The following is a 15,059-nucleotide window of genomic DNA, read 5'->3' on the forward strand; positions in this document are numbered from 1 at the left end:
TAACTGACAAAGATGGAGAATTTCTATGACTTGGAAGATTATTGCTGACTCTGGTTGTGATTATCGTCAGCTGGCAACACCAGCTATTGACACGACCTTTGTAAGTGTCCCCTTAACCATTCAAGTAGCTGATCAGGTCTTTGTTGATGATGCTAGTCTTAACATTGATAAAATGATGGAAACCATGTATGCAACCGCAGAAGCTTCAAAATCAGCTTGTCCAAGCCCAGATGATTATTTGCGAGCATTTGAAGGAGCCAAAAACATTTTCCTAGTAACTATCACTGGTACTCTCTCTGGCAGTCACAATAGTGCTCAACTAGCTAAGAATATTTATCTGGAAGAACATCCTGATACTAAAATTCATGTAATTGATAGTTTGTCTGCTGGTGGTGAGGTTGACTTGCTCGTAGAAAAATTAAATGATTTGATTGACCAGGGCTTATCTTTTGAAGAAGTGGTTGAAGCTATCACTGCCTATCAAGAAAAAACCAAGTTGCTCTTTGTCCTAGCCAAAGTCGATAACTTGGTGAAGAACGGCCGTTTGAGCAAGCTTATCGGTACGGTCGTTGGCCTTCTAAATATCCGTATGGTCGGAGAAGCTAGTGAAACTGGAACCCTCGAATTGCTACAAAAAGCACGAGGACCAAAGAAAGCAATTCAGGCAGCCTATGAAGAGTTAGTGAAAGCAGGATATGCTGGTGGTCGTATTGTCATGGCTCAACGCAATAACGAGAAATGTTGCCAACAGCTTTCAGACCGAATCCGAGAAAATTTCCCACAGGCGGATATTAAAATTCTCCCAACATCTGGTCTCTGCAGTTTTTATGCAGAAGATGGTGGTTTGCTGATGGGATATGAAATTGATTAATTACATCCTTGACAAGAGGTGACTTCATCTCTTGTTTTTTTGTGGTACAATAGAGCTATGAAACATTTTGATACTATTGTCATCGGTGGAGGACCTGCTGGCATGATGGCTACGATTTCCAGTAGCTTTTATGGTCAGAAAACCCTCCTCATCGAAAAAAATCGGAAACTTGGAAAAAAATTAGCTGGGACTGGTGGGGGACGTTGCAATGTCACTAACAACGGAACTCTAGATGACCTACTAGCTGGAATCCCTGGAAATGGGCGCTTTCTTTATAGTGTCTTCTCCCAATTTGATAACCATGATATCATCAACTTTTTTACTGAAAATGGTGTTAAACTTAAGGTCGAAGACCACGGTCGTGTCTTTCCGGCTAGTGACAAGTCTCGTACCATTATTGAAGCCTTGGAGAAGAAAATTACTGAGCTAGGTGGTCAAGTTGCTACTCAAACAGAGATTGTGTCGGTTAAAAAGGTTGATGACCAGTTTGTCCTTAAGTCCGCAGACCAAAGCTTCACTTGTGATAAACTGATTGTCACAACTGGTGGGAAATCTTATCCTTCGACTGGTTCTACTGGGTTTGGTCACGAGATTGCTCGTCATTTCAAACATACCATTACCGAGCTTGAGGCTGCTGAAAGTCCTTTATTGACAGATTTTCCACACAAGGCCTTGCAAGGAATTTCATTGGACGATGTGACCCTAAGCTATGGTAAGCATGTCATCACTCATGATTTGCTCTTTACCCACTTTGGTTTGTCAGGCCCTGCTGCCCTGCGTATGTCTAGTTTTGTCAAGGGTGGGGAGGTTCTCTCACTGGATGTTTTGCCTCAACTTTCTGAGAAGGGCTTGGCTACATTTCTAGAAGAAAATCGGGAAAAATCCTTGAAAAATGCTTTAAGAACCTTGTTGCCAGAACGTTTGGCAGAATTTTTTGCGCAAGGCTATCCTGACAAAGTCAAACAACTGACTGAAAAGGAACGAGAACAACTTCTCCAGTCCATCAAGGGACTTAAAATCCCTGTGACTGGTAAAATGTCGTTAGCTAAATCCTTTGTTACCAAAGGGGGCGTCAGTCTCAAGGAAATCAATCCCAAAACTCTAGAAAGTAAGCTGGTCCCTGGCCTCCACTTTGCTGGTGAGGTACTGGATATCAATGCTCATACGGGTGGCTTTAACATCACTTCTGCCCTCTGCACTGGTTGGGTGGCGGGATCAAATCCAATCTAAATCTAAATTATTCAATGGCTAAATCAGCCCCAAAAGAAAGGAACTACTTTGGAACATATTATCTTGTTAAGGGGAGTTACTCCTAATGGAAAAAATGCTATCCCTAAAATGTCTTATCTAGTAGATATCTTGACAGAAGCTGGTTTTCAACAAGTTCGAACCTATATTCAAAGTGGGAATATCATTCTTGAAAGTGACTTAGATTTAAAAAAAATACGAGAACGTGTCCATACTCTAATAAATGAAAATATTGGTGCTGATTTAAAAATGGTAATCAAGAACAAAAGTGATTTTAAAAAAATTGTCCAAGAAAACCCGTTTGGAGAACACTATCTTTATGACCGTATACACGTGATTTTTTATCAAGAATCTATTCAAAGTCTCCCTTTAGAAAAATTGAAAATTGATTACGGTGAAGAAGAAATTTGTATCGGTAACCATTGTCTTTACCTCTATCTCCCTAGAACTGCAAAACAAAAGAAACTCCATACCAACTATCTTGAAAAGCTTTTTAATGTAGATTTGACCATGCGAAAACTAAATGTAGTAGAAAAATTATTAAGCAAGTAGTGCTTGAGTCTAGTAAAAATCGGAAGAATAGTCCTCCGATTTTATTTTGTTTGAGTTTGGACATAATAGGCAATGACATCTGATGTGTACTGGGCTGTTCCAGGTCCAAATTTGTCAATGTTTTCCTTAAATTCTGGGTTGTAGACGTAGCCTTTACCGATATAACCAAATACCTCAATAGAGCAGTCAAATCCATAAGTACGGATGGCTTGAAAGAGTTTAGCAGCTTCTTCTTGGTTTTCTGTTGCTGTTACAGGCAGTCCAGCTTGAAGATTTTGTGCCAAAGCTTGAAAAACTTGGTTGAAGGCAGCCGTAGCCTCGTCTTCGTGACCTTTCTGGCGCTCCAGCGCTTGATCCATCACTTCTTGTCCATATTTCTCTACCGCCTCTTGGTGGTATTTTTGATGGTCTTGGTAGTTAAATCCAGCAAATTTCTCTTGAATGCTCATTTCTCTTTCTCCTTTTTGTTCTTGAATGGTTTTTTGCAAGGTTGAAATCAAGGTATCCAGATGTTCCCTTTCTCGAGTCAAATAGTCCAACTGCCTAGTCAAATGAGGCAATAAATCTGTCCTTTCTTCCTTTAATAGCTCTGCTATTTTTTCTAAAGAAAAGCCTAGATATTTATAGTAAAGAATAACCTGAAGGCGTTCCAAATCCTCCTGACTGTAGGTTCGATAGCCATTTTCCGACTTTAAAGGAACCAAGAGTCCTATCTTGTCGTAGTGGTGTAGGGTCTTGACAGAGACGCCCGAAAGCTGGGCAGCTTCTTTTATATGGTACATGATTTCCTCCTTACAATGATAGTATAACCCCTCCCCTTAGGTTAGAGTCAAGCGTTTTTGCGAAATTTTTTTACTTTATCATAACATGAAAATGGTTTTCTTGACAGACCTTAGAAAACATGATAGGATAGTCAAGTCTATCGATCAAAAGAAACGCTCATTTTGAGTACTTATGAGGCTAGTTGCCAAGGGCAGTAGCTTTTTCTTTTGTAATACTAATTTTAGGAGTTTAACTATGTCTGAAAAATCGCAATGGGGTTCTAAACTGGGCTTTATTCTAGCATCTGCTGGTTCAGCCATCGGACTTGGTGCCGTTTGGAAATTCCCTTACATGACTGCTGCTAACGGTGGAGGAGGCTTTTTACTGGTCTTTCTCGTTTCCACTATTTTAATCGGTTTCCCTCTTTTGCTAGCTGAATTTGCCCTCGGCCGAAGCGCTGGTGTTTCAGCAATCAAAACCTTTGGAAAACTGGGCAAGAATAGCAAGTACAACTTTATCGGTTGGATTGGTGCCTTTGCCCTTTTTATCCTTTTATCGTTTTACAGTGTTATTGGGGGCTGGATTTTAGTCTATTTAGGCATTGAGTTTGGAAAATTGTTCCAGATTGGTGGAACGGGTGATTATGCTCAGTTATTTACTTCAATCATTTCAAACCCAGCCATTGCCCTAGGCGCACAAGCTGCCTTTATCCTGTTGAATATCTTCATTGTATCACGTGGGGTTCAAAAAGGGATTGAAAGAGCATCTAAGGTTATGATGCCCCTGCTCTTTATCATCTTTGTCGTCATCATCGGTCGTTCTCTCAGTTTGCCAAATGCCATGGAAGGGGTTCTTTACTTCCTCAAACCAGACTTTTCAAAACTGACCAGTGCTGGTCTCCTCTATGCTCTGGGACAATCTTTCTTTGCCCTCTCACTAGGGGTTACAGCCATGCTGACCTATGCTTCTTACTTGGATAGGAAAACCAATCTGGTCCAGTCAGGAATTTCCATCGTAGCCATGAACATCTCGGTATCCATCATGGCAGGTCTAGCCATTTTCCCAGCCATGTCAGCCTTCAATATCCAGTCTGAAGGGGGACCAAGCCTTCTCTTTATCGTCTTGCCTCAACTCTTTGACAAGATGCCTTTTGGAACCATTTTCTACATCCTCTTCCTCTTGCTCTTCCTCTTTGCGACAGTCACTTCTTCTGTCGTTATGCTGGAAATCAATGTGGGCAATATCACCGATCAGGACAACAGCAAGCGTGCTAAATGGAGTGTGATTTTAGGAATTTTGACCTTTTTCTTTGGAATTCCTTCAGCCCTTTCTTACGGTGTCATGGCGGATGTTCACATCTTTGGGAAGACCTTCTTTGACGCTATGGACTTCTTGGTTTCCAATCTTCTCATGCCATTTGGAGCTCTCTGCCTTTCACTTTTTACAGGCTATATCTTTAAAAAGGCTCTTGCAATGGAGGAACTCCATCTCGATGAAAGAACATGGAAACAGAGACTGTTCCAAGTCTGGCTCTTTCTTCTTCGCTTTATTATTCCAATCATCATCATCGTGGTCTTTATAGCCCAATTTATGTAATCAAAAAGGACTTGAGTAGTAAACTCAGGCCCTTTCTTTTTTATAGATGGCTAACAATTAATTCCAAACCTTGCCCTTCCAGAGTCCAAGCTTCAACATCACTTGGTAGGATAAAGTGGCTACCTTTTTGGATTGGATAGTTTTTTCCATCAACAGTTAGCTGACCTTGACCAGCTAAGACACTGAATAAGGTGTAATCAGCTGTCTTCTCAAAATCAACTTTTCCAGTGATTTCCCACTTGTAAACTGCAAAGAAATCATTGGATACAAGGAGAGTGGAACTCAAATCATCTGCTTTAACAGTTACAGGACGGCTATTTGCTGGCTCACCAATGTTTAATACATCAATAGATTTTTCAAGGTGAAGTTCACGCAAGTTACCATTATCATCCTTACGGTCAAAGTCATAGACGCGATAGGTGGTGTCACTAGATTGTTGGGTTTCAAGAATCAAGATACCTGCACCGATAGCATGCATGGTGCCACTTGGTACATAGAAGAAATCTCCAGCCTTAACTGGTACTTTTGTCAACAAGTCATCCCAATTTTTGTCCTCGATTTGCTGGCGAAGTTCTTCTTTTGACTTGGCATTGTGACCGTAGATAATCTCTGAACCTTCATCCGCTGCGATAATGTACCAGCATTCTGTTTTTCCGAGTTCACCTTCATGCTCTAATCCATAAGCATCATCTGGGTGAACTTGGACGCTGAGCCAGTCGTTAGCATCCAGAATCTTTGTCAAAAGCGGAAATACAGGTTCTGGACGGTTGCCAAACAATTCACGGTGTTTCGCATACAAAGTAGATAGATCTGTTCCCTCAAAACGACCATTGGCAACTTTAGAGACACCATTTGGATGGGCTGAGATGGCCCAGTATTCCCCTATTTTTTCACTTGGAATGTCGTAGCCAAACTCATCACGTAGCTTGGTACCACCCCAAATTTTTTCTTGCATAACTGATTGTAAAAATAATGGTTCTGACATGTCGATCTCCTGTCTGATTTTTCTCCCCTCATTATAGCAAAAAGCTCCATCTAATTGAACTCTTTTTCACATCTTATAAAGTAGGGAGAAGATTTTATAAAAATAGTGAACAAATGTGCTCTACTCAATGCTTGCACCATTGCTGGCAATGACATCCTTGTACCAATAGAAGGACTTCTTCTTGCTACGTTTGAGAGTCCCATTTCCTGCATTATCTCGATCTACATAGATAAAGCCATAGCGCTTATTCATTTCGCCTGTTCCAGCTGAAACCAGATCGATACAGCCCCAAGTCGTATAACCAAGCAAGTCAACTCCATCTTGGTAAATGGCATCTCGCATAGCCTTGATATGAGCTTCTAAGTAAGCAATCCGATAGTCATCTGCTACATAACCATTCTCATCTGGTGTATCCATAGCACCGAGACCATTTTCTACGATGAACATAGGCTTTTGGTAACGATCCCAGATGGCATTGAGGGTGATTCGAAGCCCAAGTGGGTCAATTTGCCATCCCCATTCTGAGGATTCCAGATAGGGATTTTTGAGAGAGGCAAAGACATTTCCAGCAGCTAATTCTTTAACTTCTGGATCCCCTGAGGCCACTCGACTTGCATAGTAAGAGAAGGAAACAAAGTCAACAGTATTGTTCTTCAACAAGTCCAGATCCTCTGTGGTCATTTCTATCTTGATTCCCTTATGTTCCCACTGTTTCTTGGCGTAGCTTGGGTATTCCCCACGCGCTTGAACATCAATGAAGAAGTAACTCTTGCGATCTTCCTCCATAGCAGCCCAGTAATCTCTCGGATGGGCTGTGTTAGGATAGTATTGCCCTGCTGCCAACATACATCCCACCTTGTTTTCTGGGTCAATTTCGTGGGCAAGTTTAGTCGCCATGGCTGAAGCCACCAACTCATGGTGAGCCGCTTGGTATTTGACCTGTTCTTGATTTTCTCCTTCTTCAAAACAGAGCCCAGCTCCCATAAAGGGGGCATGGAGAATCATGTTGATTTCGTTGAAGGTAAGCCAATATTTGACCAAACCCTTATAGCGGGTAAAGAGTGTGCGACAAAGTTTTTCATAGAAGTCTAACATCCGACGATTGCGCCAACCACCGTATTCTTCAATCAAGTGCATAGGACAGTCGAAATGAGTAATGGTTACCAGAGGTTGGATTCCATACTTGTGACATTCCTTAAACAAATCCTCATAAAAGGCTAGACCAGCTTCATTTGGCTCCGATTCGTCACCCTTAGGAAAAATCCGAGTCCAAGCAATGGATAGACGATAAGTCTTAAAGCCCATTTCCGCAAAAAGAGCAATATCTTCCTTGTAATAATGGTACATATCAATGGCTTCTTTGGCTGGGTAAAAATAACCCTCCTCAAACGAAAACATCTTTTTCTGACCTGTGATAATGGCTTCACGGTCAGGTCCAATGGGTACTATATCGACATTAGCCAGACCTCGACCATCTAGATTATAAGCTCCCTCACATTGATTAGCTGCCGTAGCACCACCCCAGAGGAAGCCCTCTGGAAATTGTAGTCTTTCTGTCATCGCTTTACCTCACTTGATTTATTAGTTCTATTATACTAAAAAGGAGACAAAATGTTTGCAACTATATAGATAATGATGTCCTGAGCTTGCTTATATATACGAAAAAAAAGACTGAAATCAGTCTTCTTTTTAAATCAAAGCTGTAATAGCCGTTATCAGGCCAAAAATAATACCTGGTGCATTGGCAGCAGCAAGCGGAATATCTCTTTCTTTCTTGAAAAGACCGTAATAAACCCAGAGACTACAGTTGATAGCTGCGACTAGGGGTTGAATGAAGTTGCCTTTTTGACCGGCAAGATTATTCATGATTTGTGGGAAATATGACACATACATCATAACAGACATAAATGTCGCTGCCCAGCCCAACACTTTCATTTGTTTTTCAGACATTTTCAAAACCTCTTTTATTCTTTTATACTTTTTATTATATAATATGATGCAAAAACAAGCAAGAGTCTGAGAGTTTTTCTATAAAAATGTAAACTATTACAATCTTGTGATAAGAAAGAAGAGTGAAGTTAGGAAAAGTATATATAATCAGAAAAACGCATATTACTATATATTGAAAAATCTTGATACTGGGTGTTTTATTGCTGAAATATCTACTTTATTTTCTGATAAAACTGACTTTTAAGCCAGAATCAATATTTTCTTAAATCTACAACTTGTTGATATCTACTTTCATCATCAATATGATGGGCAATTTCTAACATCATAACAGGAAGAGAAAATAGTAGTTCATGTACCATGAAGGCGTTTTCTTTGTCTAGGGCTGCGGTCACTTCATCAGCCAATAACAGATTTTTTTTACGAAGAAGAAAACGTGCCAATTCAATCCTTACTCTTTGTCCCCCAGAAATATTCTCCCCGTTATTTTTGATAATAAAATCCATCCCACCCGTCAATTCAAAATCTAGTTTGACTTGTTTCAAAACAGCAAGCAACTCTTCCTCAGAAAATTCTTGTCCTAAGGTCAAATTATAACGCACTGTATCGTTAAAGAGAAATGGATGTTGGCTAATAATTCCTATACTGGATACAAAACTTGATGTACATTCATTAACAGTTGTCACACCGATAATTTCTCCCTCATCTGCTATTTCTTCTCCAGTAATAAGTCGAAACAAGGTTGACTTACCACAACCACTCGGTCCTTTGATTAAAACTTTCTGACCTGCTTGAACATCCAAATTTAGATGAGTAAAAAGTTGCCTGTCACCATAGGATTTACTTAAATTTTTAATGTGCAGAGCATTCAATTCTTGCGCATCTTTTTTATCTATCTGTTTTACATCTCCAATTTCTAATACTCCAAAAATCTTATCTGCTGTCGTTTTTGCCCCTTGTATATCTACAGCATCATACATAATAGTCTGAATAGGGCTCACTAGCTGACCTGCTGCGATATACATAGCAACAAGACTTGCCACTGACACTTTCTGCCCAGCCATAGCAAAGTAAAAACCTAAAACAAGTGGTAAAACTTGGCTTAAAAAGACCATGAAACCGTTGCAAAAGAAAATTATATTATGGGTAAAGCAAAATTTTTGAATGGCTAGTTGATAATTTCGATTAATCTTCCAAAATCTGTTCTGATTTTCAGAAATTGCTTGGTTCATGAGTAGAGTATATGCTCCTCGGATACTATCAGATACTTGATTATGCACTTCTACTCTGCCTTGTGCCATATCATCACCAGTATGTTTGAGTCTTTTATTCATCAAGAACTGAGGAATAGGACGTAAAATAGTGAAAAAGACAAAAATACTACCTAGTAACAAATTTTGCGAAATAATATAAATCGCTGTTAGTAATGCTACAAAACTCCAGCAAATGATATTAACGTATTTTTCTAAGTAATTATCCCCCAAATACTCCATATCTTGTGTGAGCATGGTGATTTTTTCATCTTCGTTAAAATCTTTATTTATCATCAGCTTGTCAAATAAATCTGCTCTCATATTCATTTGAATTTCACGTCGAAAAACATTATGTGTATGATTACAAAAGAGCATTAAGCTATACAAGACGAAGTATACTGTAAAGCCAAAAACAGCAAACTGTATGATTTTAGAATAAGTCAGTTCTCCTTGATTTAAGGACAAGGCTTGTGAGACGACTAAGGGTTGAGCAAGAGCTAAACCTCCATTTGCCAGTGCACCGATGATAGTATAAAACTTCGTTTTCTTATCCAGATAGTGAAATATTTTATTCATAATGCCCTCCTAGAAAAAGAGAGAGGCTAGCACTCCTCTCCATTTTTATTATATAAACTTAACAAATATTACAATTATTGCTTGCAACTTCAGGTTTTTTTACAACCTTTTTGTTTTTCTTGATAGACATTTTTGCTTACCCCTCTCTAGTCCACATCTAAAATATCTTAATAGCATCCAGAAATAGCATAAAGTGCTAGATTTTTAAGAATTTTCTCTTGCATATTCTTACAAATCACAGAAGAGCTTAATTCCGTAATATGCTTGGCCATTGGACAAAAACCTGATTTACAAACTAAAACAAAGGGACATGTTTTACAGTCTTCTCTAACAGACAGAAACCATCCTTTCATATGAATCTTGTTTTATACTGTTATATTTTTATTATAAGATTTTAGAAAAACGCTGTCAATTGTTTATATGCAATTTCTTTATATTAAAAAGACCGGATTACTCCGATCTTTCAATAGTTCATATTCGCAATTTCTGTTATAAAAATAGCTAAGGTTAACGTCAATGACTAAGCGTCCTATTTCATACGATAAAAATCAAGCACTAGACCAGCAGGGCCCTTAACTAATAAGGACTCTGTTCCCCAATCCGTTTCACAAATACCGTGTAAAATCTCGATACCAATCTCTTTCAACCGTTGGTAATTCTGATTTAGATCCTCAACCTCGATGTGAAGAATGATTCCTGACTGAAAATCTTCCAAAGGAATCAAATGATTTTGGGACAACATGAGACAGTGACTGCCAATCGTGAACTGAGCAAAACTGTCATCAACATAATCGGACTTTTTATCCAAAATACGCTCCAAGTCAGCACAGACTTGGAGAACATCGGAAACGATAATATCTAATTGATTTAAATCCATTTACTATCCTCCATAAAAAGACCGGATTGCTCCGATCTTTTCAAGTTTCTCTCTATGAAAATCAAAGAATAAACAAGGCATCAAACCGCAGGCAGTACTGGAGTACGGCAAGGTGAAGATAACGCAGTTTACATTTGATTTTCGACGAGAGAAATTATTTAATTGCGCGTGATTGCAACCCTTCTTCTTCCAAGAAGAGACGGAATGGTACGAGTTCTTCTGCTTCGTATTTTTCCTTGAAGGCTTTGATTGCTTCTTCTGAGTGAAGTTTTGGATCCAATTCAAGTACTTCTACTGGAAGTGGACGGTGTGGAGTGATGCGAGCATCGATAACAACAGTTTTACCTTCTTTGTTCAATTTAACAGCTTCTGCAACAACTGCATCGATGTCTTCGATACGGTCAACTGTAAATCCTACAGCACCTTGCGCTTCAGCGATTTTAGCGTAGTCAGCATTAGGGAAGTCACAACCAAACAAGTGTTTGTTTGTGTCTTCGTATTTGTCCTTGATGAAGGCATATTTACCATTTGAGAAGACAACGTTGATAACTGGAAGGTCGTATTGAACGTTTGTGATAACGTCTGGGTAGCACATGTTGAATGCACCGTCACCCATGATGTTCCATACTTGGCGATCTGGATTGTCTTTCTTAGCAGCGATACCACCAGGAAGGGCAATACCCATTGTCGCAAAGAGTGGAGATGTACGCCACATGTTCTTAGGTGTCATGTGAAGGTGACGAGTAGATGTTTGAGTAGTGTCACCTACATCGATTGAGTAGATAGCGTCTTGATCAGCATGTTTGTTGATTGCATTGTAAACTTGATACAATTGCAATTCACCCTCAGTTTTACCTTCGAGTTTGTCCATGTAATCACGCCAGTTTTGGTTATTCTTCACGTTTGCACGCCACCATGGAGTAGATTCAACTGGATTCACTTTGTCAAGGATTGCTTTCGCTGCTTGACCTGCATCACCAAGGATTGAAGCGTCTAGGGCATGACGTTTACCAAGTTTGTAAGGGTCGATATCTACTTGGATGAATTTTTCAGTATTCTTGAATGCTTCGTAAACTTCAGCAAATGGGAAGTTTGAACCAAGGAAAAGAACTGTGTCTGCTTCAAAGACCACTTCGTTGGCTGGTTTCCAACCAACACGGTAAGCAGAACCTGTCAAACCTTCATAGTTCCATTCAAAAGCTTCAAAGTTTTTACCAGTTGTGATGATTGGTGCTTTGATTTTACGTGACAATTCAGTGATCACTTCACCAGCTTTCACACCACCGTAACCAGCGTAAATAACTGGACGTTCAGCATTGTTCAAGATTTCAACAGCTTTGTTGATTTCAACTTCGTTCAAAGCAGGAGCGATGAATGAACGTTCGTATGAACCTGAACCGTAGTATGAGTTTTCGTTGATTTCTTGGAAACCGAAGTTTACTGGGATTTCAACAACAGCTGGACCTTTTTTAGAAACTGCAGCACGGCAAGCTTCGTCAATTACTTTTGGCAATTGCTCAGCGTAAGCTACACGTTTGTTGTATACAGCGATACCGTTGTACATTGGGTTTTGGTTCAATTCTTGGAAAGCATCCATGTTTAATTCGTTAACTGGACGTGATCCAAGGATTGCTAGGAATGGAGTGTTATCCATAGCTGCATCGTAAACACCGTTAATCAAGTGAGTCGCACCTGGACCACCTGAACCAACTGCAACCCCAATTGAGCCACCAAATTTAGCTTGCATAACCGCTGCAAGAGCACCAGTTTCTTCGTGGCGAACTTGCAAGAAACGGATGTCTTTGTCTTCAGCCAAAGCATCCATCAATGAGCTGAGTGTTCCAGATGGGATACCGTAGATTGTATCTACGCCCCATGTTTTCAATACATTAAGCATTGCTGCAGATGCAGTAATTTTCCCTTGAGTCATAATGATAACTCTCCTTCAAATATTTTTAAATCTACTAAAAAAGATTTCATATAGTTTTTGAAAACGTTTCAGTAAATTTTTACAATACTAATTTATCACATTTATTTTGACTTTACTAAGAATCTGCTCAGAAGTTTTTATTCTCTATTACAGTACAGTTTGAAAACGTTTTTAGACTCTGTTTTATAATAAAAAGCGAGCAAACTCGCTTTTAATCTATTTTACTAAAGTTTAAGAGAAGGGAACTAGTCAGAACGGATACAGAACTAAAGGCCATGGCTAGACCTGCCAGTTCTGGGTTGAGGGCCAGTCCAACACCAGAAAAGACTCCTGCTGCTATCGGAATTCCGGCGACATTGTAGATAAAGGCCCAGAAAAGATTGAGCAGAATACGATTAAAAGTTTTCTTACTCATGTCAAAGGCACGAACCACGCCTAGGAGGTTATTGGTTGTCAACACCAAATCCGCTGACTCGATAGCGATATCTGTTCCAGCTCCCATAGCAATCCCCACATCTGCTACACTAAGGGCAGGAGCATCATTGATACCATCACCAACAAATGCTACTTTTCCAGTCGCTTGTAGTTTATGGATTTCATGGGCTTTTTCTTCTGGTAAAACACCTGCAATGACCTCTTCGATTCCGATCTGATCGGCAATAGCACGCGCCACACCTACATTGTCTCCTGTCAGCATGACTGTTTTAAGACCTCGTTTTTTCAACTGACTGATGGCAAGCTTAGCATTTTCCTTAGGAATATCTTGCAGAGCAAGCAAGCCTTTGATTTCATTCTCAACAGCCAAGAATACAACTGTCTTAGCTTCTTTTTCCAGTTGTTCTAGTTTTTCTTGATAAGTGCTAGAAATATCCATGCCATCCAGCATTTTAGCATTTCCAAGCAGAACTTGTTTTCCATTGATTTGCCCTGAAACACCTTTCCCGTGCAAGGCTTGGAAATTTTCAACAGTTTGAAGCTCAAGTCCAGCTTCAGTCGCTCGCTTAACGATAGCCTCAGCCAGTGGGTGTTGAGAAGCTTCTTCCAAGGAAGCTGCCAATCCAAGCACTTCTGCTTCGTTGCCGATGACATCTGTTACCACAGGTTTTCCTTCCGTCAAAGTCCCGGTCTTATCAAAGACGATAGTTTGAACTTTCTGGATTTCCTGTAGAACCGTTCCATTTTTGAGGAGAACTCCCATCTTGGCACTGCGACCTGTCCCCACCATAAGGGCTGTCGGTGTTGCAAGTCCCAATGCACAAGGGCAGGCAATAATTAGAACTGCTACTCCATAGAGAAGCGAAGACACAAAGCTCGCTCCAAGCACAACTACACTATCCCTGAGCAAGACGAACCAAACCCAAAAGGTCACAATCCCTAAAATCACAACTGCTGGGACAAAAATCCCTGAAATCTTATCCGTCAAGTCCTGAATCGGCGCACGACTGGTTTGAGCTTTCTTCACAAAATCCACAATCTGAGCCAAAACAGTCTCTGAACCAACTTTTTCTGCTCTAAAAACAAGTGTTCCACTATTATTGATGGTTGAACCAATGACGGTATCTCCAACTGTCTTGTCCACAGGCAGACTCTCACCTGTCACCATAGACTCATCAATACTAGAGATACCTTCTACTACGACACCATCAACAGCAATCTTTTCACCGGGACGCACTCGAATCAGGTCACCTACCTTGACTTGGTCCAAGGGGACTTGAACATAGTTATCCTCACGCAAGACTTCTGCAGTTTTAGCCTGCAAGTCAAGTAATTTCTCCACAGCTTGGGAAGTATTTTTCCGCATTTTCTCCTCAAAAACGGCTCCCATAAGAACGAAGAAGAAGATAAATGCAGCACTTTCAAAGTAAACGGGGAGGCCAGCGAAGAGGGCAACTAAGCTATAGAAATAGGCCACTAGGGTTCCCAAAGCAACCAAGGTATCCATGTTGGCATTGTGCTTTTTAAAACTAGCCCAAGCACTTTGGATATAAGGACCACCTGCTACTAGCATAATCGGTGTTGTGGCTAAAAAGGTGCCCCAACGCATGACTTGGTGACTAATTCCTCCTGTCGACATCCCAATCATGAGGATTACAAGAGGCACAGTAAAGATACTAGTAATCCAAAAACGCTGTAAAAGTGATAGAGATTTTCGAGTCTTCTCAACAACTGTATAACTCCCCTTTTGCATCTTCATGCCACAAGAAAATTCATGTTGGCCTAATTCTTTAGGGGTAAAACGAATTGTTTTCTCTTCGTCTACACCGATTGGTTCTAGAATACCTTCTTCTTCAAAAAGAATTTCCTTATAACAGTTTGAAGGAGTAGCACGATGAAAGGTGATCTCAGCAGGAACTCCTTTTTGCAGTTGAATGTGGGCTGGATGGTAGCCTTTGTCTGCCGTGATACGGATTTTTTGAACACCATTTTCAAGACTTGCTTTTACAATTTCAGTCATATCATTC

General features: G+C 40.1%; 12 protein-coding genes. 4 read left to right on the forward strand and 8 right to left on the reverse strand.

Translation table 11 applies throughout. From position 1 onward, the window contains the following. Nucleotides 1-25 precede the first annotated feature (25 nt). The 3 genes from N8M09_RS02375 to N8M09_RS02385 are packed head-to-tail and all read left to right on the forward strand — an operon-like array spanning nucleotide 26 to nucleotide 2,671. Nucleotides 26-871 (forward strand): DegV family protein, encoded by an 846-nt coding sequence (locus N8M09_RS02375; RefSeq protein WP_261063334.1) that lies wholly within the window; start codon nucleotides 26-28, stop codon nucleotides 869-871. Between the two features lie 57 nt (nucleotides 872-928). Further along, complete coding sequence (aao, locus tag N8M09_RS02380; RefSeq protein ID WP_261063355.1) at nucleotides 929-2,101, forward strand: aminoacetone oxidase; 1,173 nt, start codon at nucleotides 929-931, stop codon at nucleotides 2,099-2,101. 48 nt (nucleotides 2,102-2,149) lie between these two features. After that, on the forward strand, nucleotides 2,150-2,671 hold the full coding sequence (locus N8M09_RS02385; protein WP_247942522.1) for a DUF1697 domain-containing protein: 522 nt from the start codon (nucleotides 2,150-2,152) through the stop codon (nucleotides 2,669-2,671). 41 nt (nucleotides 2,672-2,712) lie between these two features. Here the strand turns inward: N8M09_RS02385 and N8M09_RS02390 are convergent, their stop codons facing one another. Then, nucleotides 2,713-3,453 carry a MerR family transcriptional regulator gene (locus tag N8M09_RS02390; RefSeq protein WP_261063374.1) on the reverse strand — a complete coding sequence of 247 codons (741 nt, stop codon included), beginning with the start codon at nucleotides 3,451-3,453 and terminating at the stop codon, nucleotides 2,713-2,715. A gap of 235 nt (nucleotides 3,454-3,688) precedes the next feature. On the opposite strand from N8M09_RS02390, the gene N8M09_RS02395 reads away from it, so the two are divergent. After that, nucleotides 3,689-5,029 (forward strand): sodium-dependent transporter, encoded by a 1,341-nt coding sequence (locus tag N8M09_RS02395; RefSeq protein ID WP_261063394.1) that lies wholly within the window; start codon nucleotides 3,689-3,691, stop codon nucleotides 5,027-5,029. Between the two features lie 40 nt (nucleotides 5,030-5,069). On the opposite strand, the gene manA is transcribed toward N8M09_RS02395, so the two are convergent. The 7 genes from manA to N8M09_RS02430 form a co-directional block, all read right to left on the reverse strand. Beyond that, nucleotides 5,070-6,014: a mannose-6-phosphate isomerase, class I gene (manA, locus tag N8M09_RS02400; protein ID WP_261063403.1), complete on the reverse strand. Its 945-nt coding sequence runs from the start codon at nucleotides 6,012-6,014 to the stop codon at nucleotides 5,070-5,072. 120 nt (nucleotides 6,015-6,134) lie between these two features. After that, nucleotides 6,135-7,574 (reverse strand): 6-phospho-beta-glucosidase, encoded by a 1,440-nt coding sequence (locus N8M09_RS02405; protein WP_261063413.1) that lies wholly within the window; start codon nucleotides 7,572-7,574, stop codon nucleotides 6,135-6,137. A 129-nt stretch (nucleotides 7,575-7,703) separates the two neighbouring features. Next, entirely contained in the window at nucleotides 7,704-7,964 is a 261-nt protein-coding gene (locus N8M09_RS02410; RefSeq protein ID WP_261063424.1) for an SWEET family sugar transporter, read from the reverse strand. A 251-nt stretch (nucleotides 7,965-8,215) separates the two neighbouring features. Continuing rightward, entirely contained in the window at nucleotides 8,216-9,790 is a 1,575-nt protein-coding gene (locus N8M09_RS02415; RefSeq protein WP_261063435.1) for an ATP-binding cassette domain-containing protein, read from the reverse strand. Nucleotides 9,791-10,319: 529 nt separating this feature from the next. Continuing rightward, nucleotides 10,320-10,667 (reverse strand): VOC family protein, encoded by a 348-nt coding sequence (locus N8M09_RS02420; RefSeq protein ID WP_261063438.1) that lies wholly within the window; start codon nucleotides 10,665-10,667, stop codon nucleotides 10,320-10,322. Between the two features lie 154 nt (nucleotides 10,668-10,821). Then, nucleotides 10,822-12,597 (reverse strand): pyruvate oxidase, encoded by a 1,776-nt coding sequence (gene spxB / locus N8M09_RS02425; protein WP_261063445.1) that lies wholly within the window; start codon nucleotides 12,595-12,597, stop codon nucleotides 10,822-10,824. A 211-nt stretch (nucleotides 12,598-12,808) separates the two neighbouring features. After that, nucleotides 12,809-15,052 carry a heavy metal translocating P-type ATPase gene (locus N8M09_RS02430; protein WP_261063452.1) on the reverse strand — a complete coding sequence of 748 codons (2,244 nt, stop codon included), beginning with the start codon at nucleotides 15,050-15,052 and terminating at the stop codon, nucleotides 12,809-12,811. Nucleotides 15,053-15,059 lie beyond the last annotated feature (7 nt).

The sequence above is a fragment of the Streptococcus mitis genome, assembly GCF_946190375.1.
GTDB lineage: Bacteria > Bacillota > Bacilli > Lactobacillales > Streptococcaceae > Streptococcus > Streptococcus mitis_CJ.

What these genes read in the sequence shown, in the direction of transcription:
- aao (WP_261063355.1), top strand. Translation starts at nt 929, where the DNA reads ATGAAACATTTTGATACTATTGTCATCGGTGGAGGACCTGCTGGCATG.
- N8M09_RS02430 (WP_261063452.1), bottom strand. Translation starts at nt 15,052, where the DNA reads ATGACTGAAATTGTAAAAGCAAGTCTTGAAAATGGTGTTCAAAAAATC.
- N8M09_RS02410 (WP_261063424.1), bottom strand. Translation starts at nt 7,964, where the DNA reads ATGTCTGAAAAACAAATGAAAGTGTTGGGCTGGGCAGCGACATTTATG.
- N8M09_RS02415 (WP_261063435.1), bottom strand. Translation starts at nt 9,790, where the DNA reads ATGAATAAAATATTTCACTATCTGGATAAGAAAACGAAGTTTTATACT.
- N8M09_RS02395 (WP_261063394.1), top strand. Translation starts at nt 3,689, where the DNA reads ATGTCTGAAAAATCGCAATGGGGTTCTAAACTGGGCTTTATTCTAGCA.
- N8M09_RS02405 (WP_261063413.1), bottom strand. Translation starts at nt 7,574, where the DNA reads ATGACAGAAAGACTACAATTTCCAGAGGGCTTCCTCTGGGGTGGTGCT.
- N8M09_RS02420 (WP_261063438.1), bottom strand. Translation starts at nt 10,667, where the DNA reads ATGGATTTAAATCAATTAGATATTATCGTTTCCGATGTTCTCCAAGTC.
- N8M09_RS02390 (WP_261063374.1), bottom strand. Translation starts at nt 3,453, where the DNA reads ATGTACCATATAAAAGAAGCTGCCCAGCTTTCGGGCGTCTCTGTCAAG.
- manA (WP_261063403.1), bottom strand. Translation starts at nt 6,014, where the DNA reads ATGTCAGAACCATTATTTTTACAATCAGTTATGCAAGAAAAAATTTGG.
- N8M09_RS02375 (WP_261063334.1), top strand. Translation starts at nt 26, where the DNA reads ATGACTTGGAAGATTATTGCTGACTCTGGTTGTGATTATCGTCAGCTG.
- spxB (WP_261063445.1), bottom strand. Translation starts at nt 12,597, where the DNA reads ATGACTCAAGGGAAAATTACTGCATCTGCAGCAATGCTTAATGTATTG.